Origin of the sequence: Pedococcus sp. 5OH_020 (assembly GCF_027812955.1) — a bacterium.
In the GTDB taxonomy this organism is placed as follows: Bacteria; Actinomycetota; Actinomycetes; order Actinomycetales; family Dermatophilaceae; genus Pedococcus.
Genome location: NZ_JAPYZV010000001.1, coordinates 69,524 through 90,072, shown reverse-complemented (window position 1 = coordinate 90,072; position 20,549 = coordinate 69,524). Strand labels below are relative to the sequence as shown.

Below are 20,549 nucleotides of genomic sequence, written 5' to 3'. Positions count from 1 at the left end.
AGCGGGCGAGGGCCGGCCCACCGTGGCGGACCGGCCCTCCTGGCCGTCGGGGGTGCTGCTGGGATCAGCGCTCGACGACGACCCGCTCGTTGGGCACGCAGTGCGTCATCACGTGGCCGGAGACGTCGCGCGGCCCGTTCTTGCCCAGGTTCGACAGCCGCTGCTGCTCCTCCTCGTTCAACGTCTGCGTCTGCAGCGGTGCCAGGTGGCGGACGTCGTCGGCCGAGATGCCCAGACCGTCGCCCACGCGCTGGCCCAGCTCGTCCTCGCACAGGAAGAGGTGCCACACCATGCGCTCCTGGATGGGGCGGTCGCACTGGCCGAGGGCGCCGACGAGGTTGGCCACCAGGTCGTCCTTCTCCCACTGCTCGGACAGCAGGTACCGCTCGCCCGCCTGGGCATAGTCGTTGGTGCGCGGGATCCGCTTGCGGGTCAGCCGGCCCTCGATCACCGGGCCCTGCTCGTCGTGCGTCGGGTACTGCGCCTCACGCAGGCCACCGAGGATCGACGGCTCGTAGTTGACGTGCGGGTTCTGCCCCTCGCCCAGGTCGACGCCATACGCCATCTGGCCGTCGCGCTGGTTGGTGGCCACCCGGGCGTTCTTCGCCTGGTTCACCGGCAGCTGGAGGTAGTTCGGTCCCACCCGGTAGCGCTGGGTGTCGCTGTAGGAGAAGGTCCGACCCACCAGCATCTTGTCGTCCGAGAAGTCCAGGCCGTCGACGAGCACGCCGGTGCCGAAGGCGATCTGCTCGTTCTCGGCGAAGAAGTTCTCCGGTGCGCGGTCCAGCACCATGCGGCCCACCGGGTGGAGCGGGAACAGCTCCTCGGGCCAGACCTTCGTGTCGTCCAGCGGGTCGAAGTCGAGCTCCGGGTGGTCGTGGTCGTCCATGAGCTGGACGTTGAGCTCCCACTCCGGGTAGTCGCCGGCCCCGATGGCGTCGTACAGGTCCTTGGTCGCCGAGCCCAGCTCGCCGGCCTGGATGTTGGCCGCGTCCTCTGCCGTCAGGGACTTCACGCCCTGCTTGGGCAGCCAGTGGTACTTCACGAGCTTGGTGTCGCCCTGGGCGTTCACCCACTTGTAGGTGTTCACCCCGAAGCCCTGCTGGGTGCGGTAGCTGGCCGGGATGCCGCGCGGGCTGAACACCAGCGTCACCATGTGCATCGCCTCGGGCGTCTGGCTGATGAAGTCGAACGCCCGGTTGGGGTCCTGGCGGAAGAAGCTGACCGGGTCGGGCTTCTGGGAGTGGATGAAGTCCGGGAACTTGATGGCGTCGCGGATGAAGAAGACGCCCAGGTTGTTGCCGACCAGGTCCCAGTTGCCGTCCTCGGTGTAGAACTTCACGGCGAAGCCGCGCGGGTCGCGAGCCACCTCGGAGGAGTCGCGGCCACCGGCCACCGTCGAGAACCGGATGGCCAGGTCGGTCCGCTTCCCCTTCTCCTGGAACAGCTTGGCGCGGGTCAGGTCCGCGATCGGCTGGTCGCCGCAGGCGCCGTACGCCTCGAAGTAGCCGAAGGCCGTGGCCCCGCGGGCGTGCACCACCCGCTCGGGGATGCGCTCACGGTCGAAGTGGCTGATCTTCTCCAGGAACTGGTAGTTCTCCAGCGTCGCCGGCCCCCGCGCCCCGACGGTGCGCTGGTTCTGGTTGTCGTAGATGGGGTGGCCCTGGCGGTTGGTCAGGACCGGACGGTCCTCCTCGGTGGCCGCGGAGGCCTGGCTGGCTACGTCTGTCATGGTTGTCCCTTTCGGTGCGGTGGTCATAGGTCACAGGTCATGGGTCAGAGCGTCAGGGTGGCTGAGGTGGCGCAGCCGGGGCAGCGGCCCCAGTACACGACCTCGGCCTCGTCGACGAGGAAGCCCTCGGCGGACGTCGGGGAGAGGCAGGGCGCGTGACCGACGGCGCAGTCCACGTCGACGGTCGCGCCGCAGTCCCGGCAGACGAGGTGATGGTGGTTGTCGCCGACCCGGCTCTCGTAGCGGGCGGGATGACCGGCCGGCTCGATCCGACGCACCAGGCCTGCGCCTGCGAGCGCCTCGAGGCAGTCGTACACCGCCTGCGTGGAGACCGACCCCAGCAGGCCGCGGACCCGTCCGGCGACATCGGCCACCGGGAGGTGCTCCTGCCGGGCCTGGGCCTCGTCCAGGACCTCCAGGGTGGTCAGGCGCGGTCGCGTGACACGCAGGCCGGCGGACCTCAGCCGGTCCTGCAGGGGTGCTCTCACAAGCCCTGACCCCACCACCAGATCTGGAATGATGCAAGTGTTGGTCACTCCTCGGGCACGCCGTACGGCGCGTCGTCCACGCCTCGGACAGGTCGAGAGGCGAACCGCACGTGGAGATCTCACGCCGCAGTCCGGCGCTAGAGTCCACGGGTGAGCGGAATCTCAGACCTGACCCCGCAGGAGCTCGGGCTGCTCCAGGCGGCCTTGGACCTCGCCCGGGAAGGGCAGACCGACGCGCTTCGCGCGCAGCTCGAGGCCGGCCTTCCGGTCGACCTCACCAACAGCGTGGGTGACACGCTGCTCATCCTGGCGGCCTACCACGACCACCCGGACACCGTCCGACTGCTGCTCGACCACGGGGCGGACCATTCCAGGGTGAACGACCGCGGCCAGACGGCGTTGGGCTCGGCGGTCTTCCGCCGCTCGGCAGCGACCGTGCGGGCCCTCCTCGACGCCGGCGCCGACCCCGACCACGGGGGCCGGTCGGCGCGTCAGGTCGCCGAGTTCTTCGAGCTCACCGAGATGCAGGCCCTGCTCCATCGCGAGGGCTAGCCGCGACGGCAGGACACCACCTCAGCGCTGGCGCCACCGCGTCACCACTGCACCAGCCGTGACGTCGGGCAGGGGGCCGGTTTCCCGCAGCTCGGGCAGGCACCACCGTCGGCGACAGTCGGCGGGTGCATGAGCAGGACGGCGGACAGCCGCGCCAGCAACGGGGCCCGCAGGAAGGGTGTAGCGGAGCTGACCGCCGCCTCGGCCAGCACGGGCACGCCCGGGCCGGTCAGCCGCAGCGCCCCGAGGGCAGCGTCCTGAAGGCCGGCGACCGCGGCGCTCACCCCTCGGCTCTGGGCGGCCTCGAGAGCGTTGGCCAGGCTCGGCAGGAGGGTCGTCGGCGCCGCCGGGGGACGGACCGGCGCGGGTGGGTCGTGCCTCACCGGAGCGTGAGTCGCCTGAGGGTGAGCCGCTTCGACCTGCTCGGTGCTCATGCCGGTTCCTGGCCGACGCGGCCCAGCGACTGCACGCCCGTCATCAGCTCGTACATCCGCCGGGCGATGACGTCCCACTCCTGCTGACGGGCGATCCGCTGCACCCGGCGGTCCCGTTCCGAGCGGGACTGCTGGGCGACGTGGCGGCACGCCTCGGCGAACTCGACGCCGTCGTCGGCGAAGTGCACGACGTCGGCGTAGTCGGCGACCACGTCGGGCACCCGGGTGGAGACCACCGGCAGACCCGCCGCGAGGTACTCGAGCGTCTTCGTCGGGCTGATCGACCTGGTCGCCTCGTTCAGGGCGAAGGGCATCAGCGCCACGGTGAAGCCGGCCATGATCTCGGGCAGCTCCTCGTACGGCGCCATCCCTGGGTACTCGAGGTTCGGCGCCACGGGCAACGCGGACGTCTCGATCTTCGCGAGCGGTCCGACCACCCGGATCGTCCAGTCGGGCAAGGCTCCGGCCAGCGTCGAGAGGAGATCGAGGTCCACGCGCTCGTCGACGACCCCGACGTAGCCCGCCACCGGTCGCTGCTGGGGGGTCGTGAGCCGGCGTGACCGTGCGTAGTGCGCCGTCTCGACGCCGCTGGGGAACAGGTGACACGGCCCCGTGCGGTGCTGCATGACGCCACGGTGCAGCGAGCGCCCGCCGGTGAACACCACGTCCGCCTCGGTGAGCGCACGTCGCTGGCGCAGGACCAGCCCAGAGGGGGCCTTGGCGAACGAGGCCAGGTCGTCCATGACGTCGTAGAACAGGCGGCTCGGCGCCAGCTGCTCCGCGAGGTCGAGGGCCATGGGCGTGTAGAGCAGTACGTCCGGCCGGACAGTCCCCTGCGCGGAGAGGAAGTCGGCCAGCAGGTCGCCGTACGCGTGCGCCTCCCCGGCATCGAACCCCACGTGCGTCTCCTCGCTGCGTTCGCCCCTCGGCAGCGCCAGCCACACCCGTGTCACACCGTCGACGGCCTGCATGCCCAGCTGCGGCCGCTCCACGTCGGCGAGTCTCGGCTCCTCGACGAACCAGGTCCGCGCGCCCTGCGAGGCCCACTGCTCGGCGAACCTGGAGACCAGGTGCTGTGGTCGTTGCCAGACCCAGGCCCAGCGCAGGTGGGACAGGACGACCAGGTCGCGGCCGGCGGGCCGGGGTGAGGAGTCGGGTGGCATGGCGCTCCTGGTCTCGATCGGGATGGGGATCGGAGCGGGCGTCTCCTGCTCCGGTGGGTCGGTCCACGGCCAGTGGGAGAGCTGCTCGACGAAGCCGGCGAGCTGCCTGTCGCACGGCGACTGGAAGCGGTAGGCCGGCAGGTCGGCGGCGGGCGCGCCCGCCGCGGCCGCTTCCCAGACCTCGGTGAAGACGGTCCGGAGCCGGCTGCCGTGCCGACCCAGCGAGCGCACGCCGACCGGGTCCCGCCGTCCGGCTGGACGGGCCAGCAGGGAGTCCCAGTCACAGGAGTCCAGGGAGGGGAACCAGCAGAAGCCCTGCAGCGGGACCCCGTGCTGCACCGCGGCCTCGTACTGCTCCAGGGTGTACCGCAGCCAGGATGCCCGGTCGGAGGGCAGACCCCTGAGGTTCGTCTCGCTGAGCACCAGGGGAAGGTCGTAGCGTCGTGCGTACTGGGCGGCGACGGCGGCGAGCCCGACCGGGTGCGGCGACGGGCACTGGGCACCGCGCTCGTCGTACCACCACTCCGAGTGCGAGTAGTAGTCCAGGCCCAGGACGTCCACGCGCACGGGCGGCATCGACAGCAACGGCTCGGCTCCCGCCTCGAGGAACGCGGCGAGGAACGGTGCCGAGGGGTCCAGGTTCTGGCCGAGGGCCAGGTCGAGCATGACGTGCCGCCGCTCGTTGGCCAGGGCGGCGTACTCCATGGGGACGCCCGGCGCGCCGCCGTGGTGCTCGCACGTGTCGACCCACAGGTGGGCGGCGTCCGGGAGCAGCTCGGACCAGCACTGGGACGCCGCGCTGATGGCGGGCAGCACGTTCAGAGCCAGCCGGGCAAGACCCTCGAGGCCGTGGTCGTAGGGCGGCCAGAGGGCTTCGTGCCCGGCCAGGAACAGCGTGGCGAACGGCTCGTTGAAGAGCGTGTACGAGGAGAGCCAGGGGTACCGCTGCGCTACCCGCTCCGCGAAGTCGACGAAGGCTCCGGGGAACCGGGCGTCACGGAACCCGTCGGTGAGCCAGCCGGGGTAGCTGGTGTGGTGGACGAGGTCGAGGATGGGCTCGGCGCCACGCTCGCGCAGGTGGTCGAGGACCGCGTCCGCCTCGCGCCAGTCATACCGGCCCGGCTCGGCCTCGATGCGGTGCCAGCGCAACGGGTACCGCAGAGACCGCACGCCTGCGTCGAGGACCGCGTCGACGTCGTCGGCCCATCGATGGTCATGCTGGGTCGTCTCCGTGACGTCGACCCCGTGCACCGGCAGGTAGGTGCTCTCGAAGGCCCCGATGAAGGGGACCTGTCGTCCCTGCGGTGCAAGGTGTCCCTGTCGACCCTCGGTGCCCAGGTCGTGCTGAGGCTGCTCCACGCGGCGCTCCTTTCGGCTGGCCCGGACCCAGCCACCGAGAGACGTGACGGCTGGCTCGGCTGGGCTTTCAACCGAAGTGCGCAGCAGTTACCCAGGCGCATCCGCTCACAAACGCGCTTCAGGACCAGCCTCGAGGTGGGCACCGTGGGCTCTTAGGGCGGCGAGCAGCTCCGCCCAGCCGGCGTGCTGCCGCACCGCTCCCGTCGTGACCGCGGTCTCGATGCGGGCGGCGAGCTCTCGCGCGCGCTCCGCCAGGTCGCTCTCCTCGTCGTCGTTGAGCAGGTCGCCGTAGTAGGGATGCAGAAGGTAGGGAGCGCTGTGGGAGGCATGCGCCACCACGGCGTCGAGGAAGATCTCGAGCTGGCGCGCCTGCTCCTCCCCGGTGTCACCCTCCATCGACACCCACTCCAGCTCCCCCGCCCACAGGCGGGCGCGCAGCGGCTGCGGGCCGAGGGCGAGCACGTGACCCAGCGGGTCGTGCAGGTCGTGCCGCTGCCGCAGGGCGCGCACCTCGTGCGCGAGCCGCAGGACGTTGTCGTCCGTCAGCGAGGCGCCCACCACGAGGAGCTCGCGCGTCATCAGCAGTGACTGGAAGAGGGAGCCGACAGGCCGCCAGTGGCTGTCGTACCCCAAGAACTGCCCACGGGTGAGCACGACAGACTCCGGCCGTCGGGCGTCGCCGTGCAGCTTGAGCAGCCAGGGCCGGCCCGGCAACGGTTTCTGCCAGGGCATCACCGCGATGGTGGCCTGAGGGTCCTGCGCGGTCACGGCGGTCTCGTAGCACCCGTCGTAGTTGGTGGTCACCGCCTCGCGGCATCGCAGGCTCGCCAGGAGCGCGTGCGAGAGCGCAGGGGTGGCGTCGGCGAACCGCTGCGCCACCAGCGTCTCGAGCCGGTCACCGAGAAGTCCTCGCAACAGCTCCGTCTGGTCCAGCACGCCGAGCGCGTCGAAACCCTCGGCCGGGAGCTGGGCGCCATCGGCCACGGCGACCTGCCGCATCTCCTCCACCAGGTCGGCCCAGGACGGAAGACCGGCCGGGATGCTGACCCCAGCACCGAGGAAGAGGCTGAGCCGTCCGGAGGCGGCCGCCGTGCCGATCGCCTCCGCCTTCTCGGTCAGCTCGCACGACAGGGGGAAGGACTGTGTCACGCGGCGCTCGCGCTGGATGGCAGCGAACTGCGCTCGAGTGGTGGCGACGATCACCACGTCGACGGCCAGCTCTGCCACCAGGTCGCTCAGCGCTGCCAGCAGGTCGGCGATCACCTCCCCCGCGTGCTCCCTGAAGGCACCGCCGCCGATACCCGGGACCGGGACCGCCACCAGCGGAAGGGCCCGACCGGCAGAGACGTGCAGGCCCGACGAGGCGATGGCCTCGATGACGCCGCGCAGACCGTCCACCAAGGTCCGGGGGGACCGTACGCTGTCCGACACGTCCAGGAACCAGATCTGGCGGCCGCCGGGGGCGCGCCCGTAGACCCTTCCTTCCCTGCCCCAGCCCTCGGGCTTGAGCTCCGAGGTGTCGCCTCCACCGAGGGCCGGCACCCAGTGGTCCTCCACGGCGAACGCCCGGTCGGTGCTGACCACCATGGCGTCCTTGACCAAGGTCTCCATCCGCCCGTGGACCACGAAGACGTGCCCCGCGGTGGCGGGCCGCTCACGGCTCACCGCGCTGCTCATGGCCTCCCTGTACCCAGTCCCGCAGCGAGCGCACCCTGTGGGCTACCGGAAGCCGAAGAACTCCAGGGCGGCCCAGGTGGGCGGGCCGACCTGCGTCCCGCTCTTGACGACCCCCGGGCCGGCGACGCCGGCACGCCGCTGGAACTCCGCGATCACCTTCGAGGTCTGCGGGCCATAGCGCTGCGGGGCCAGGTCGACGTGCGAGTACAGGGGGAAGGTCCGGTTCAGGAACTTCTGGAGCGTCGACACCAGGGCCCCGGTGTCACCCTCGTGGAGCACCGGGCGTCCCACGTGCGGAGCGGCTGTCGGAGTTCCCGCGAGCCGGTCGCGCCATACCCGCAGCTTAGCCAGGGCGTCGTCGGCGTAGCGCTCGGCCGCGGGTCCGGAGCCGTTGTAGGCCCGGAAGCCGCTACGGACCCCGAGCGCCGTGATGTTGCCGGCAAGGATCTGGAAGCCGACCAGTGCGTTGACCGCCCAGTCGAAACAGCCGCCCTTGTCGTCCGCGCGGTCCTGGAAGGCCGGCAGCGTCAGCTGGACCGGACCCACCCCCTGGGCGCCGAGCTGGCTCCGGTGCGCCTTGTACTTCCGGTAGTTGGCGGCGGTGACCGGTCCTCCTTTGGTGTAGAAGCCGCCGGTCTCGACGGCGTCATGGCCGTAGACGTTGGCGCCGCCGCCCGACTCCTTCTGCAGGAGGGTCGCCGCCGCGGCCAGCTCGAGGCCGGCCAGCGCCGCGAGCTCGACCACCTCGGTGGTCCGCACGATGCCGTGCGCCTTCAGGACGGCAGCAGACGTCGTCATGGTGTCGCTTCCCTTCACACGAGGTAGCCCACGGCCCGTCACGTGGGTCAGCACCAGCGTGCCCCTGTGCGCCTGCACTGGACATCGCCCATCGGGACTAGTCACCAGCGTTGCGTGGTGGTGGGGTCGGTTTCGCATCGGGACTGCTGGGTACCGGCCCGCTGGGTACCGCAGGACGGGCGGATGCAGCGAGAGAGGGGTCGACATGGCGGTCTGTGACGTCTGTGGCAACGACTACGAGAAGGCCTTCACGATCACCAGGGGTGACGCGTCGGGCACGTACGACAGCATGGAGTGCGCCATCCACGCCTGGGCGCCCGGCTGCGCGCACTGCGGGTGCCGGATCCTCGGGCACGGCATCGAGTCGGAGCTGGGGCTGTTCTGCTGCGCCCACTGCGCCAGGACGGCCGGGGCTGAAGGCGCAGTCGACTCGCTGGGCCAGGTCAGCCGCAACCGGTAGTCGAGGCGGCTACCTGGCTCCACCACAGCGCGTCCTGCAGGCCGGCGTACACCTCGTCCGCGGTCACGGGGTCCAGGAACGACACGTCATGCTCGCACCGCCGTCCCACCTGCTCCTGACCACACACCGGGCAGCTGGTCTGGAACGACACGAGCGCGCGGTCGGCGGCGCCGACCAGCGGCCCGAACGTCATCACGTTGCCGACCCAGTACACCGCGACCGTCGGCGTCCCCGCCGCGGTCGCGAGGTGTCTGGGGCCGGAGTCGTTGCCGACGAAGACCGCTGCCCTGGCCAGCGTCCCGAGCGTGCCACCGAGGGTCAGCCGAGCGCTGAGGTCGTGACAGCGACCTCCTCCTGGTGTCCGTACGCCGGCCAGCCGCGCAGCAACGTCGTGGGACAGCTCACGGTCCTCGTTCCCGCCGACCAGCACCACGTCGAGCCCCGACGCCAGGAGCCGGCGCGCCACGTCGGCGAACCGCTCCGGACGCCAGCGGCGGCGCGGGTCGCGCGCGCCCACGTGCAGGGCGACGAAAGGTTGGTCGTCGCCCGGGTGGGCGGACCGGCTCTCCACAAGGTCCTGCGCCGTCACGGTGAGCCGCGGGACGAGGTCCCGCACCTCCAAGGACTGACCAGCGCCGACGAGGTCGACGACGTCCAGCCAGCGCAGCACCTCGTGCCGGTGCGGCAGGTAGGGGGTCCAGCGGTCCAGCGGGGGCGCGCCAGGGGCGCGCGCTCCCACGGACACCCGGGCGCCCAGCTGGCCGACGAGGTGGTTGCTCGTGCCCCCGCCGCCATGCAGCTGTAGCGCCACGTCGTACCGGCAGGCCCGGTGCTCCAGCAGGAAGGAGCCCACCTCCGGGCCTGGCGCGGCATCCGCCGGCAGACCGCGGAGGCCGGGGTACGGGGGCGCCACGACGCAGCGGTCCCAGGGACCGGGTCGCCCGTCCAAGAGCCCGGGCAGCCACGCGTCGCCCACGACGGTCACGTGCGCGCGGGGATAGGTACGCCGTACCGCCTCCAGCGCGGGTAACACCATGAGGAAGTCACCGATGGCGTTGGCGCGCAGGGCGACGACGCGGTTCACGTCCTCGATGACGCCCCTGCTCGTCACAGGCCGGTCCTCATAGGCCGACGGCGTCGTAGCAGTTGACGTCGCGCTGCGGGACCGTCGTGGGCAGCTCGAGATGGACCGCGCCACTGGGCAGGAGGCCGGCCCCGCCGTGCCGCTCCATCACCCGGAGCTGCGCCACGACGTCTTCGCCCACGTGCTCGCGGGGCAGGTCCTTCCAGAACGAGAAGCCCCCCGCGTCGGCCAGGGCGTCTCGGCGGTAGAGGACGCAGGCGCCGACCCAGGCGACCTTGTAGGCGCGCCACTCCCCCGGCCGCAGCCCGAGGCGCTCGCCGAGGTGCGTCGGGTTGGCGGCGTTGTGCAAGGTGAACCGCTGCCACTTCGGGCCGCCGCGGCGCACGCGCTCAGGACGCACGCCGCCCACCCACTCCTCGAACGGCTCCAGCTCGGCGGGACGGTGGTCGTCGCGGTAGGACAGCCCCTGGACCGCGAAGCCGACGAAGCCGCATCTCAGCGCGGCGATGGCCTCGAGGAGCCGTTCCACTGCCCAGGGCTCCAGCCAGACGTCGTCGTCCAGGAACAGGACGTGCGGTGCCCGAGCCAGCGACAGCAGGTGCTGGCGGTTCTCGGCAAGGCCGCGGGGCGGCGCGTGGTGGTGGTGCTCCACCGGTATGCCGTGCTGTTCGAGGATCCGCGTCGTCGCCGCGACGAGTGGGACCGTGGCCACCGGGTCAGCAGTCTGGTCGCTGACCACCACCCGGAACGAGCGGCACGTCTGCGCTGCCAGACCGGCCAGCGTGACGGCCAAGGCATCCGGACGCTGGAACGTGGGCACGAGCACGTCGACCTCCACGCGCGTCACGCCCACCGGTCGCCGGGTACCGACCCCTCGGCCGGTCTGTTGCGGCTCGACGGCACGTGCTGCGGGCGGTCGTCACGAGCCCGGATGCGCTCGACGAGCTCCGTCGTGGAGTGACCGTCGACGTAGTCGACCATCACGACCTCGCCGCCGAGGCGTTCGACGACGGCGGTCTCGGGCAGCATCTCGGGCGTGTAGTCGCCACCTTTGACGTACACGTCGGGACGGACGAGCTCGAGCAGCCGTTCGGGCGTCTCCTCGTCGAAGAGCACGACGTGGTCGACCGGACGCAGCGCTGCAAGCAGAGCGGCACGCTCCGACTCCGGGACGATGGGCCGGCCCGGACCTTTCAGCCGCGCCACGCTGGCGTCGCTGTTGACCGCGACCACGAGGACGTCCCCGAGGGCGCGGGCCTGCCTGAGGTAGGCGACGTGCCCGGCGTGGAGCACGTCGAAACAGCCGTTGGTGAAGGCGATGCGCCGCCCGGCGGCGCGATGCGCCCGGACGGCGTCCTCCAGCTCACCTGCCGAGATGCTCCCGTCGGCCACGTGCGCCCGACGCTCGAGGCGAGCCTTCAGCTCCCGGACCGAGCAGCAGGAGGTGCCGGGCTCGACGACTACGATACTGGCGGCCTCCTGGGCGAGGTCAGCCGCCTGCGCCGGGCTTGCTCCAGCCGCCAGGGCGACGGCGAAGGCCGTGGTCAGCGTGTCGCCGGCACCGCAGGCCTGTGCGTTGGCCACGGCCAGCCCGGTGGTCCGATGCGGAGCGCGTCCTCGCTGCACCAGCAGCGTGCCTCGCGAGTCGAAGGTCGTCAGCAGCAGCTCGCTGCCACTGTGCTGGAGCAGCTGCTGGGAGCGCTGTGCGATGGCGCCCAGCGGGTCAGGAGCGGCACCGTCACCGTCACGTCCGCGTGCACCTGGACGTGCACCTGCATCGGCATCGGCATCGGCATCGGCATCGGCAGCGAACAGCTCCCCCCACTCGGCGAGCACCTCGCTCGCACTGGGCGTCATAGCCGTGGGCCGGCAACCACGCCAGCGGGCGAACCGGTGCCCGTCCACCACCAGTGGCCCCCGGAGCCGGGCTCGCGCCCGGCCCAGGTCCTCGATCAGTGGGGAGGTGAGCGTGCCGTTGCCGTAGTCCGCGGCGACGACCACGTCCGCCAGGTCGAGGTGCCGCAGTACCCGGTCTCGCAGCGCCTCCAGGGCCTCGCTCGACCACCGGCCGGGCAGACCGGTGTCGAAACGCGCCACGACCTGCCCGTCGCAGACCAGCCGATGCTTGGCCGGTGTTGCGCCCAGAGGGTCCTGCACCAGCAGCCCAGGGTCCACGCCGCGCGCCTGGAGCGCTGTTCGCAGCCGCTGTCCGGTGTCGTCGGAACCGACGATGCCGACGTAGTCGACCTCGCAGCCCAGAGCCGCCGCGTTGGCTGCGCAGTTCGCCGCGGCGCCCGGGGCCTGGTCCGCCTGGCACACGTCGAGCACCGGGACCGGGGCTTCGCGCGCGAGCCGCTGCGAGGAGCCGTACGTCCAGAGGTCGAGCACCGCGTCACCGAGGACGAGCACCCGCAGGTCCGCGAGGCGGGACAGGAGAGCGTGCACCGACGTCACGTCGCCCTCCTCCGGTCAGCAGTCGCAGCGGCGCAGGGTCAGTACCCCGATCGCCGGGAGGACAACCGCCGACCCGAAGGAGGCCGCTGGCGGCGCTACCGGGTGCGGCGGGCCAGCCGCAGCCAGGTCTCGACGACGGTGTCGGGGTTGAGGGACATCGACTCGATTCCCTGGTCCATGAGCCAGTCGGCGAGGTCCGGGTGGTCCGAGGGCCCCTGCCCGCAGATCCCGACGTACTTCCCTCGCTCACGGCACGCCGTGATCGCCATGGACAGCAGCTTCTTCACGGCGGGGTCCCGCTCGTCGAAGGACCCTGCGACGAGCGCGGAGTCCCGGTCAAGGCCCAAGGTCAGCTGCGTGAGGTCGTTGGAACCGATGGAGAACCCGTCGAAGTGCTCCAGGAACTCCTCGGCGTTGATGGCGTTCGAGGGGACCTCGCACATCATGACGACCTGGAGGTCGTTCTCCCCACGGCGCAGGCCGTTCTGGGCCAGGAGGTCGATGACCCCTTTGGCCTCTGTCACGGTCCGGACGAACGGGATCATCACCTTGACGTTGGTCAGGCCCATGTCGTCGCGCACGAGCCGCAGCGCTTCGCACTCCATGGCGAAGCACTCGGCGAAGTCGTCCGAGAGGTACCGCGAGGCGCCGCGGTAGCCGATCATGGGGTTCTCCTCGTGCGGCTCGTAGCGCTCGCCACCGAGCAGCCCGGCATACTCGTTGGACTTGAAGTCGGACATCCGCACGATCACCGGCTCGGGCGCGAAGGCGGCCGCCAGCATGGCGATCCCCTCGGCCACCCGCTGCACGAAGAAGGCGCGCGGACCGTCGTACGCGGCGATGAGGCCCTCGATCTCCGAGCGGATCGCGGGCTCCTGGTCGTCGAGCTCGAGCAGTGCCCGGGGATGGATGCCGATCTGCCGGTTGATGATGAACTCAAGGCGGGCGAGCCCGACGCCACGGTGCGGGAGCCGGGAGAACTCGAAGGCCTGCTCCGGCGTGCCGACGTTCATCATGATCTTCACCGGCACGTCGGGCATGTCCTCCAGCGCGGTCTCGGTCACGGAGAAGGCCCGCTTGCCGTCGTAGACGAAGCCCGTGTCGCCCTCGGCGCAGGAGACCGTCACGTCCTGCCCGTCAGCGAGCTGCGTGGTAGCCGCTCCGGTGCCCACGACGGCCGGGATGCCGAGCTCGCGGGCGATGATGGCCGCATGGCAGGTGCGGCCGCCGCGGTTGGTGACGATGGCGCTGGCGCGCTTCATGATCGGCTCCCAGTCGGGGTCCGTCATGTCGGCGACGAGCACCTCTCCGGGCTGGAACTCGTGCATCGACTCGATCGACCTCATCAGGCGGACGGCTCCCGCGCCGACCTTCTGCCCGATCGCCCGGCCCTCGACGACCACCGGCCCCCGCTCCTCCATGCGGAACCGCTGCATCGTCGAGCCGCTCTGCCGCGACTTCACGGTCTCCGGACGGGCCTGCAGGATGTAGAGCCCACCGTCGACGCCGTCCTTGCCCCACTCGATGTCCATGGGGCGGCCGTAGTGCTCCTCGATCTTGACGGCGTGGCGTGCGAGCTCGGTCACCTCGGCGTCGGTCAGGCTGAGCCGGCCCCGCTCCGACTCCTGGACCGGCACGAACTCGACCGTGCGGCCCACCGACGCGTCCTGCGTGTAGACCATCTTCGTCGCCTTGCCGCCCACCCCACGCTTGAGGATGGCGGGCCGGCCCTCGCGCAGGGCCGGCTTGTAGACGTAGAACTCGTCGGGGTTCACGGCTCCCTGGACGACCGCTTCGCCGAGGCCGTAGCTGCTCGTGATGAACACCGCCTCGGGGAAGCCGGACTCGGTGTCGATGGTGAACATCACGCCCGAGGCGCCGATGTCCGAGCGGACCATGCGCTGCACCCCGGCGGACAGGGCCACGGCTGCGTGGTCGAAGCTGTGGTGGACCCGGTAGGCGATGGCGCGGTCGTTGTACAGGGAGGCGAACACGAGCTTGATGGCCTGGAGCACGCTGTCGATGCCCCGGATGTTGAGGAACGTCTCCTGCTGTCCGGCGAAGGAGGCTTCCGGCAGGTCCTCTGCGGTGGCGCTGGAGCGGACGGCGAAGCTCGCCTCCTCGCCCTGGTCCCCGACGAGCTTCCCGTAGGCCGACCGGATGTCCGCCTCGAGGTCCGGCGGGAAGGCCTGCGCCTCGACGGCGTCACGGATCTGCGTGCCGACCTCCGAGAGCCGCCGGACGTCGTCGACGTCGAGCCCTTCGAGCAACCCGTTGACCCGGTCGACCAGACCGTCGTGCAGCAGGAACCGTCGGTAGGCGTCCGCCGTGGTGGCGAACCCGTCTGGGACCCGGACCCCCGCCTCCGCCAGGGACTGCACCATCTCGCCGAGCGAGGAGTTCTTGCCTCCCACCGACTCGACGTCGCCCAGCCCGAGCTCTGAGAACCACCTGATGTTCGTGCTCACGGAGTGTCCTTTCGTCACGGCGGGCGTCCTCACCCGACACCGTTGAGTCGCAGGGTCTGCATGATGACGGCCGCGATCTCCTCCACCGACATCGCGGCCGAGTTGATCGAGGGGATCCGGTGGGCGCGGTACAGCGCCTCGGCTCGGCGCAGCTCGTAGCTGCACTGCGAGAGGGCCGCGTAGCGCGACCCGGGGCGGCGTTCGCCGCGCACCTGGCTCAGGCGGGCGGCCGTGGAGAGCAGCCCGAAGCACTTGGCGCCATACGGCCGGACCGGGCGCGGCAGGTCGCTGGTCTGGAAGTCCTCCTCGACCAGCGGGTAGTTCGCCACCTTGATCCCGTGCTGGAGCGCGAGGTACATGGAGGTCGGCGTCTTCCCACAGCGGGATGGCGCGACGAGGATCAGGTCGGCGTTCTCCAGGTTGCGCAGGCTCTGCCCGTCGTCGTGCTCCATGGCGAACTCGACGGCCTTCATGCGTGCCTCGTAACGACGCAGGTCACCGACGCCGTGCAGGGCACCGACGTCGTGCGCCGCGTTGACGTGCAGCACCCGCTCCACCGTGTCCAGATGGGAGCCGAACAGGTCGATGAAGGCGCACGCCGTCTTCTGCAGCTCGGCCCGGATCTCCTGGTCGGAGACCGTGGAGAAGACGAGAGGGGTCACCGAGTCGGTCATCGCTGCGTCGAGCTCCAGCACCACCTGACGGGCCCGGTCGATGCTGGTGATGAACGGGATCTTGCGGCGCACGAACGTCACGGTGGGGAACTGCTGCAACATCATGTTGCCGAGGGTCTCCGCCGAGATGCCGGTCCCGCCGGCGAGGAAGAACACCGGCGTCGGCGCCGGCATCGAGGTGGCCTCCACACGCGCACTCTGGCACACCCGCGGCACGGCGCGGCGAGTCTGCCCACGTTTGGGATCCTGGACGCCTGCTCTCAGCCGGCCCGGCGAACCGGCCGTCGGCCGAGCTGGCCGAGGGGCACGTCAGGGTCGGCCAGCTCCGCGAGGCTCACCTGCCGTCCCGAACGGATCAGGGGCTCCACCTCGTCCAGGGCGCCCCAGCTGTTCACGGCGAGCCCGGCCGCGAGGCGCCCGCGCTGGACCCAGAAGCCGAGGAAGGTGCCCGTCTGCTCGTCCCCGCGCACGACGACGTCATGCGGCAGGGACGGGTCGAGGTGACCCATGTACTCCAGGCCGAGGTCGTACTGGTCGCTGAAGAAGTAGGGCAGGCGGTCGTACGGCTCGTCCTGGCCCGTCACGGCGGCCCCCACCGTCTGGGGCTGGTTCAGCGCGTTGGCCCAGTGCTCGACGCGGAGGCGGCGCTTCAGCGTCGGGTGGTAGGCGTTCGCAAGGTCCCCCACCGCGTAGACGTCGGGATGGCCGGTGCGCAGGTGGTCGTCCACGACGACCCCGTTGTCCACCGCGAGGCCCGCCGCGGCGGCCAGCTCCGTCTGCGGGACGGCGCCGATCCCCACGACGACGAGGTCCGCCTGCAGCACCGTGCCGTCGGCCAGCCGTACCCCGCTCACCTGCCGCCGGCCGTTGCTGGTGAAGGCAGCGACCTTCGCGGCGCTGCGGACCTGCACTCCGTGGCCGCGGTGGGCTGCGACGAGGAACCTCGCCAGGCGCTCGCCCAGGATGGCCTCCATCGGTAGCCGCGCCTGCTCGAGGACGGTGACCGAGGCGCCAGTCGTGGCTGCCGCCGCGGCAACCTCCAGGCCGACCCAGCCCCCGCCGACGATCACGACGTCCGGACGCCGTTGCAGGCGCGCATGGAGGGCGTTGCTGTCCTCCAGCGTGCGCAGGTAGTGCACACCGCTGAGGTCAGAGCCCGGGATGGCGATACGCCTGGGGCTGGAGCCTGTGGCGAGGACCAGCACGTCCCAGCCCAGCTGCCCGGCGGACGTGCCCAGCTCCCTGGCGCGCAGGTCGATGCGCTCGACCCGGCAGCCGGTGCGCAGGTCCACGTCGTGCTCCGCGTACCACCCGGTCGGGTGGACGTAGAGCCCGTCCTCGACGTGCCCGGCGGTGAGGTTCTGCTTGGACAGCGGCGGTCGCTCGTACGGCCGGTGCGGCTCCTGTCCCAGTAACCGGATCCGGCCGTCGAAGCCGTGGTCCCGCAGCGCCTCCGCGGTCTTGGCGCCGGCCAGTCCGGCACCGACGATGACGGCAGTCGGTGTGCCCATGGGGTCTCTCCTCCGAAACGGTGGCAGCTCAGCTGCTGCGGGGCTGGGTCAGGGCGAGGAACTCCGCCCGGGAGCGCGGGTCGTCGCGCAGTACGCCGGTCAGGCTCGAGGTCACTGTCGTCGTCCCCGGGGCCTGGACGCCCCGCAGGGTCATGCACAGGTGCTCCGCCTCGATGACCACCCCCACGCCAGCAGGAGCCAGCTGCCCGGTGAGCCAGTGCGCGACCTGCACGGTGAGGCGTTCCTGCACCTGCGGACGGCGAGAGAAGTGCTCGACGACCCGGGCCAGCTTGGACAGGCCCAGGATCCGTTCGCCAGGCAGGTAGCCGACGTGGGCGCTCCCGATGAACGGCAGCATGTGGTGCTCGCACAGCGAGCGGACCGGGAGGCTGCGGGCGACGATCAGCTCGTCGTAGCCGCCATCGTTGGGGAAGGTGGTCAGCTGGAACGGCCGCGGTGTCATCAGCTCGGCCAGTGCGGCGGCCATCCGCTCCGGGGTGCGCTGCAGCGACTCACCGGCCAGGTCGACCCCCAGGCCCTCCAGCAGGGCGTGAGCGCCCCGGGTTGCCGCGTCCAGGTCGGGGTCCGCGACGGCGCTGGGGCCAGCCCAGGACGGACGCTGGGCGACGGACGGACGCTGGGCGACGGACGGACGCTGGGCGACGGACGGACGCTGGGCGACGGACGAATGCCGGGCTACAGAGTCACCCGAAGGTACGGAGGCAGGCGCGGGTCGGTCGGACGGGTCAGGGGACGTCGCGGGGTTGGCGCTCATGCGGTCAGGCCTTTCAGGGTCGACAGGTGGGCACCGGGGTCGCCGGTGTGCGGGGACTGGGGCCCTTCGGTCTGCGGCGACTGGGCCCATGCCGTCTGCGGAGGCCGGTCCCATCCGGCGTGATGGTGGAGGGCGAGGGCTGTGGCGTCGGGCTCGGCAGCGTGGCTTGCGGACTGCGTGAGCCAGCCGCGGGTGGCGTGCCGCGCGCGGTTCTGGAGCGAGGCTGCGTGGCTGAAGTCCGCCGGAGACACCACCAGCGGACACAACGGCGGCACCACGTGCAGCGCTGCCCGACCCCGGTACTCCCGGACCTGGTGCAGCAGCTGGTGGTGCAGCACGAGGCTGAGGGACGTCAGGGCGGTGCCTGCCGCGCTCACGGGAGCGGGTCCGGCGCACGGGTACCCGGCCGGCAGGAGGTACATCTCGTCGACGCCGCAGGCGTCCGCGTGGCGGAGCGCGTCCACGTCACCCACGGCGCCATCGACCAGGGTCCTGCCGTCTCGGGTGACGGCCGGCAACAGCCCCGGTACGGCCGCGCTGGCGAGGACCGCGGTGACGACCGGGCCGGCACTCAGGATGGCCGCCTCCCCGGTCACGAGGTCGGCCGCCGTCACGTGTACCTCGAGCCGGGCGTGCTCGAGCTCGGCGTAGCCGAGGTTGTCCTGCAGGAGCCGGCGCAACGGGTCTTCGGTGAACAGTGACGGCGCGGCGCCCAGCACGGCACCCACCCAGCGCTGGGGATGCGGCGCGAACACGTCCCGGCGCCGCATCCGGTTCCAGAGCCGCGACAGCGACTCGAGCCGTCCGTCGCTGGTCCCGGGTCCCGCGAGGTAGGCCGCGTTCACCGCGCCCACAGAGGTGCCGACCAGCACGTCGGGCGTGACTCCCTGCTCCTGCAGAGCGGCCATCATGCCCACCTGGACTGCGCCCAGGCTGCCACCCCCGGTGAGGACGAATGCCGTCGTCATGGCCTAGGCCTTCGCCAGGGGCCACCACGTCGGCCTGGCGTCGTACCGGGTGGCGAGGCGTTGCAGGGCCACCGCGGCCAGGAGCAGCCCGAAGTCCCGCAGGGCCACGTCGTAGAAGCCCGGGATGAGCAGCAGGTTGACGATGATGCCGCCCAGCCAGCCGGCCACGACCACCGCACCCAGCCGGGGGTGCAGCGCGACGACCACCCCGGCGAGGACCTCGACCACTCCGACGGCGTACATGGCGTGGCGGGGGGTCACGGGAAGGGGTCGGGCCAGCACCGGCGCCAGGTACTGGTCCCAGCGGACGAGGAGGTTGGGGAACTTGTCGAGTCCGAACACCACCGGTGCGACGACGAAGGCGCTGCGCAGGACCACGTAGGCCTGGTACGCCGCGTCCCTGCGGACTCGGGATGCTGGTGCGGACGGGTCACCAGGGTGACGGGCGTCCACGGGCAGGTGGGTCGTGGCCATGAGGTCCTCCTCGGAGGTTTGACGTGAGCCCACCGGTTCTGGCTGACATCGAGCCAGGGGCGGTGAGACGCTGACAGGGTGTTAGCGCGGTCGTGCCTCGCAGTCCTTACCGAGTCGCGGGAGCGTGGTAAGACTCCGGCCGCTCCGCGCAGCAAACAGTGCATGAGCACCCAGCAGAGGCAGATACCCGGCGCGGCGAGACCGTGCCGGTTCCCCGGCCCGCCCGTCGACGTGGTGGCGTGGCGCGCCTGCAGACTGCGGGAGGTGGGCTTCGCTGCCGCGCTCGCGGACTCTCTGGCCCGGGCCACGGTCGACCTGCACGCCCTCCTCCAGCTGGTCGATGCCGGCTGCCGCCCAGACCTGGCGGCGCGGATCCTGTCCCCGATCGACTCCCCACTGCACCCGGACCCGGCCGGCCGGTGAGCACCGTCGACCGCGACGAGGCCCGCTCCACGCGGGCCGTCACGCAGGTGGCCGAGACACCACTCGAGTCATCGGCCGCTGTGCCTCCCACGGCACCCACCGGGGCGCCAGGTCGGTCGCGAGACTGGGTCGTGGCGCTCACCACCCCGGGCCACGAGCAGACCGTGGCCCTGCGCGAGCTGCACCGGCTCATGCTGAAGGCCGCCGCACACCAGGTGTGGCGCATGCGGGCAGCCCTTCCGGACGCCTCCCCGGGCACGGTGGAGGACATCGCGAACCAGGCAGCGGACGACGCCATGACGGCCCTGCTCGGCAAGCTGCACACCTTCGAGGGCCGCAGCCGGTTCACCACCTGGGCCTTCAAGTTCGCGATCCTCGAGGCCGCGTGCGAGGTGCGTCGCCTGCAGTGGCAGCATCGCGAGGTCGAGCTTCGTGACTTCGACGTCGCAGCCGGGAACCACGACAGCCCCGAACGTCACGCCGAAGGGAGCGACCTCGCCCAGGCACTGGTGGCCGCCATGCGGAGCGTGCTCACTCCCCACCAACGACGGGTTGCCATCGCCCTGCTCGTCGACGGAGTCCCCATCGACGTCCTGGCCGACCGGTTGGGCACCACCCGCGGCGCCCTCTACAAGACCGTCCACGACACCCGCACGCGCCTGCGCACAGAGCTGAGCGCGCGCGGATACCTGACCGCCACCGCCCCCACCACCTCGGCAGGTCCAGCATGACCAGCACCAGCCCCATGCCATCCTCACCGGACCGACCCGCGGCCGCGCTGGCTCCCGGCGCCCTGACAGAGGCAGCCGTGGATTCCCTCCTGCTCGACACGACCCCGTGGCTGTCCTGCGAGGAGTGCTTCGAGCGCATGGACCGCTACGTCGAAGCAGCCGTCGCCCAGGAGGACCAGCGTGACGTCGCCATGGCCCGACACCTTGCCGGGTGCGCTGCCTGCCGGGAGGAGGCCGAGTCGCTCATCGAATTCTTCGACGCGTCGCCACACTGAGCTCAGGGGTCGGTCGTCCGCCGGTGTCGGACCCGGACAGAGGAGAAGC

At 71.4% G+C, this 20,549-nt stretch carries 20 protein-coding genes; 5 read left to right on the top strand and 15 right to left on the bottom strand.

Annotated elements, in window-relative coordinates; all coding sequences use genetic code 11:
• Positions 1 to 64: 64 nt before the first annotated feature.
• Together PHA84_RS00430 and PHA84_RS00425 are read right to left on the bottom strand one after the other, a co-directional pair.
• On the bottom strand, positions 65 to 1,732 hold the full coding sequence (locus tag PHA84_RS00430; RefSeq protein ID WP_270886109.1) for a catalase: 1,668 nt from the start codon (positions 1,730 to 1,732) through the stop codon (positions 65 to 67).
• Positions 1,733 to 1,776: 44 nt separating this feature from the next.
• Positions 1,777 to 2,220, bottom strand: coding sequence for a Fur family transcriptional regulator (locus PHA84_RS00425; protein WP_270886108.1), 444 nt, complete (start codon positions 2,218 to 2,220; stop codon positions 1,777 to 1,779).
• 150 nt (positions 2,221 to 2,370) lie between these two features.
• Here PHA84_RS00425 and PHA84_RS00420 point away from each other — a divergent pair, with 150 nt between their 5' ends.
• Entirely contained in the window at positions 2,371 to 2,772 is a 402-nt protein-coding gene (locus PHA84_RS00420; RefSeq protein ID WP_270886107.1) for an ankyrin repeat domain-containing protein, read from the top strand.
• A gap of 41 nt (positions 2,773 to 2,813) precedes the next feature.
• Here the strand turns inward: PHA84_RS00420 and PHA84_RS00415 are convergent, their stop codons facing one another.
• The 4 genes from PHA84_RS00415 to PHA84_RS00400 all read right to left on the bottom strand — a co-directional run bounded on the left by PHA84_RS00415 (position 2,814) and on the right by PHA84_RS00400 (position 8,203).
• Positions 2,814 to 3,206: a hypothetical protein gene (locus PHA84_RS00415; protein ID WP_270886106.1), complete on the bottom strand. Its 393-nt coding sequence runs from the start codon at positions 3,204 to 3,206 to the stop codon at positions 2,814 to 2,816.
• Positions 3,203 to 5,728 carry a family 1 glycosylhydrolase gene (locus PHA84_RS00410; RefSeq protein ID WP_270886105.1) on the bottom strand — a complete coding sequence of 842 codons (2,526 nt, stop codon included), beginning with the start codon at positions 5,726 to 5,728 and terminating at the stop codon, positions 3,203 to 3,205. Before PHA84_RS00410 ends, PHA84_RS00415 begins: the two co-directional genes overlap by 4 nt.
• A 105-nt stretch (positions 5,729 to 5,833) precedes the next feature.
• Entirely contained in the window at positions 5,834 to 7,405 is a 1,572-nt protein-coding gene (locus tag PHA84_RS00405; RefSeq protein ID WP_270886104.1) for an SIR2 family NAD-dependent protein deacylase, read from the bottom strand.
• Positions 7,406 to 7,447: 42 nt separating this feature from the next.
• Positions 7,448 to 8,203, bottom strand: a complete 756-nt coding sequence (locus PHA84_RS00400; protein ID WP_270886103.1) for a peptidoglycan-binding domain-containing protein — start codon at positions 8,201 to 8,203, stop codon at positions 7,448 to 7,450.
• Between the two features lie 205 nt (positions 8,204 to 8,408).
• Between PHA84_RS00400 and PHA84_RS00395 the strand changes: the two genes are divergently transcribed.
• The gene (locus PHA84_RS00395; RefSeq protein ID WP_270886102.1) at positions 8,409 to 8,663 is read left to right on the top strand and encodes a hypothetical protein; all 255 of its coding nucleotides are present in this window, start codon (positions 8,409 to 8,411) and stop codon (positions 8,661 to 8,663) included.
• Here PHA84_RS00395 and PHA84_RS00390 read toward each other — a convergent pair.
• The 9 genes from PHA84_RS00390 to PHA84_RS00350 all read right to left on the bottom strand — a co-directional run bounded on the left by PHA84_RS00390 (position 8,647) and on the right by PHA84_RS00350 (position 19,071).
• Positions 8,647 to 9,774: a glycosyltransferase family 9 protein gene (locus tag PHA84_RS00390; RefSeq protein ID WP_270886101.1), complete on the bottom strand. Its 1,128-nt coding sequence runs from the start codon at positions 9,772 to 9,774 to the stop codon at positions 8,647 to 8,649. The genes PHA84_RS00395 and PHA84_RS00390 overlap by 17 nt on opposite strands.
• A gap of 10 nt (positions 9,775 to 9,784) precedes the next feature.
• Positions 9,785 to 10,600: a glycosyltransferase gene (locus tag PHA84_RS00385; protein ID WP_270886100.1), complete on the bottom strand. Its 816-nt coding sequence runs from the start codon at positions 10,598 to 10,600 to the stop codon at positions 9,785 to 9,787.
• The gene (gene rfaE2, locus PHA84_RS00380; protein WP_270886099.1) at positions 10,591 to 12,201 is read right to left on the bottom strand and encodes a D-glycero-beta-D-manno-heptose 1-phosphate adenylyltransferase; all 1,611 of its coding nucleotides are present in this window, start codon (positions 12,199 to 12,201) and stop codon (positions 10,591 to 10,593) included. Before rfaE2 ends, PHA84_RS00385 begins: the two co-directional genes overlap by 10 nt.
• Before the next feature lie 95 nt (positions 12,202 to 12,296).
• Complete coding sequence (gene ppsA / locus PHA84_RS00375; RefSeq protein ID WP_270886098.1) at positions 12,297 to 14,669, bottom strand: phosphoenolpyruvate synthase; 2,373 nt, start codon at positions 14,667 to 14,669, stop codon at positions 12,297 to 12,299.
• A 29-nt stretch (positions 14,670 to 14,698) separates the two neighbouring features.
• On the bottom strand, positions 14,699 to 15,517 hold the full coding sequence (locus PHA84_RS00370) for a pyruvate, water dikinase regulatory protein (RefSeq protein WP_270886687.1): 819 nt from the start codon (positions 15,515 to 15,517) through the stop codon (positions 14,699 to 14,701).
• Positions 15,518 to 15,603: 86 nt separating this feature from the next.
• Complete coding sequence (locus PHA84_RS00365; protein WP_270886097.1) at positions 15,604 to 16,854, bottom strand: NAD(P)/FAD-dependent oxidoreductase; 1,251 nt, start codon at positions 16,852 to 16,854, stop codon at positions 15,604 to 15,606.
• Positions 16,855 to 16,882: 28 nt separating this feature from the next.
• Positions 16,883 to 17,629 carry a GTP cyclohydrolase I FolE gene (gene folE / locus PHA84_RS00360; protein WP_270886096.1) on the bottom strand — a complete coding sequence of 249 codons (747 nt, stop codon included), beginning with the start codon at positions 17,627 to 17,629 and terminating at the stop codon, positions 16,883 to 16,885.
• A complete protein-coding gene (locus tag PHA84_RS00355) occupies positions 17,626 to 18,597 on the bottom strand; it encodes a patatin-like phospholipase family protein (RefSeq protein WP_270886095.1) in 972 nt (323 codons plus the stop codon). The genes folE and PHA84_RS00355 overlap by 4 nt, the downstream gene beginning before the upstream one ends.
• Before the next feature lie 3 nt (positions 18,598 to 18,600).
• Positions 18,601 to 19,071, bottom strand: coding sequence for a hypothetical protein (locus PHA84_RS00350; RefSeq protein ID WP_270886094.1), 471 nt, complete (start codon positions 19,069 to 19,071; stop codon positions 18,601 to 18,603).
• Positions 19,072 to 19,233: 162 nt separating this feature from the next.
• Between PHA84_RS00350 and PHA84_RS00345 the strand changes: the two genes are divergently transcribed.
• Genes PHA84_RS00345 through PHA84_RS00335 form a run of 3 tightly spaced genes read left to right on the top strand, consistent with a single transcriptional unit; the run spans position 19,234 to position 20,500 of the window.
• On the top strand, positions 19,234 to 19,494 hold the full coding sequence (locus PHA84_RS00345; protein WP_270886093.1) for a hypothetical protein: 261 nt from the start codon (positions 19,234 to 19,236) through the stop codon (positions 19,492 to 19,494).
• On the top strand, positions 19,491 to 20,225 hold the full coding sequence (locus tag PHA84_RS00340; RefSeq protein ID WP_270886092.1) for a sigma-70 family RNA polymerase sigma factor: 735 nt from the start codon (positions 19,491 to 19,493) through the stop codon (positions 20,223 to 20,225). The genes PHA84_RS00345 and PHA84_RS00340 overlap by 4 nt, the downstream gene beginning before the upstream one ends.
• Complete coding sequence (locus PHA84_RS00335; protein WP_270886091.1) at positions 20,222 to 20,500, top strand: hypothetical protein; 279 nt, start codon at positions 20,222 to 20,224, stop codon at positions 20,498 to 20,500. The genes PHA84_RS00340 and PHA84_RS00335 overlap by 4 nt, the downstream gene beginning before the upstream one ends.
• Positions 20,501 to 20,549 lie beyond the last annotated feature (49 nt).

Coding starts and splice junctions, on each gene's coding strand:
- PHA84_RS00335 (WP_270886091.1), top strand. CDS start 20,222: ATGACCAGCACCAGCCCCATGCCATCCTCACCGGACCGACCCGCGGCC.
- PHA84_RS00345 (WP_270886093.1), top strand. CDS start 19,234: ATGAGCACCCAGCAGAGGCAGATACCCGGCGCGGCGAGACCGTGCCGG.
- PHA84_RS00400 (WP_270886103.1), bottom strand. CDS start 8,203: ATGACGACGTCTGCTGCCGTCCTGAAGGCGCACGGCATCGTGCGGACC.
- folE (WP_270886096.1), bottom strand. CDS start 17,629: ATGAGCGCCAACCCCGCGACGTCCCCTGACCCGTCCGACCGACCCGCG.
- PHA84_RS00395 (WP_270886102.1), top strand. CDS start 8,409: ATGGCGGTCTGTGACGTCTGTGGCAACGACTACGAGAAGGCCTTCACG.
- PHA84_RS00405 (WP_270886104.1), bottom strand. CDS start 7,405: ATGAGCAGCGCGGTGAGCCGTGAGCGGCCCGCCACCGCGGGGCACGTC.
- PHA84_RS00430 (WP_270886109.1), bottom strand. CDS start 1,732: ATGACAGACGTAGCCAGCCAGGCCTCCGCGGCCACCGAGGAGGACCGT.
- PHA84_RS00415 (WP_270886106.1), bottom strand. CDS start 3,206: ATGAGCACCGAGCAGGTCGAAGCGGCTCACCCTCAGGCGACTCACGCT.
- PHA84_RS00365 (WP_270886097.1), bottom strand. CDS start 16,854: ATGGGCACACCGACTGCCGTCATCGTCGGTGCCGGACTGGCCGGCGCC.
- PHA84_RS00370 (WP_270886687.1), bottom strand. CDS start 15,517: ATGCCGGCGCCGACGCCGGTGTTCTTCCTCGCCGGCGGGACCGGCATC.
- PHA84_RS00355 (WP_270886095.1), bottom strand. CDS start 18,597: ATGACGACGGCATTCGTCCTCACCGGGGGTGGCAGCCTGGGCGCAGTC.
- PHA84_RS00350 (WP_270886094.1), bottom strand. CDS start 19,071: ATGGCCACGACCCACCTGCCCGTGGACGCCCGTCACCCTGGTGACCCG.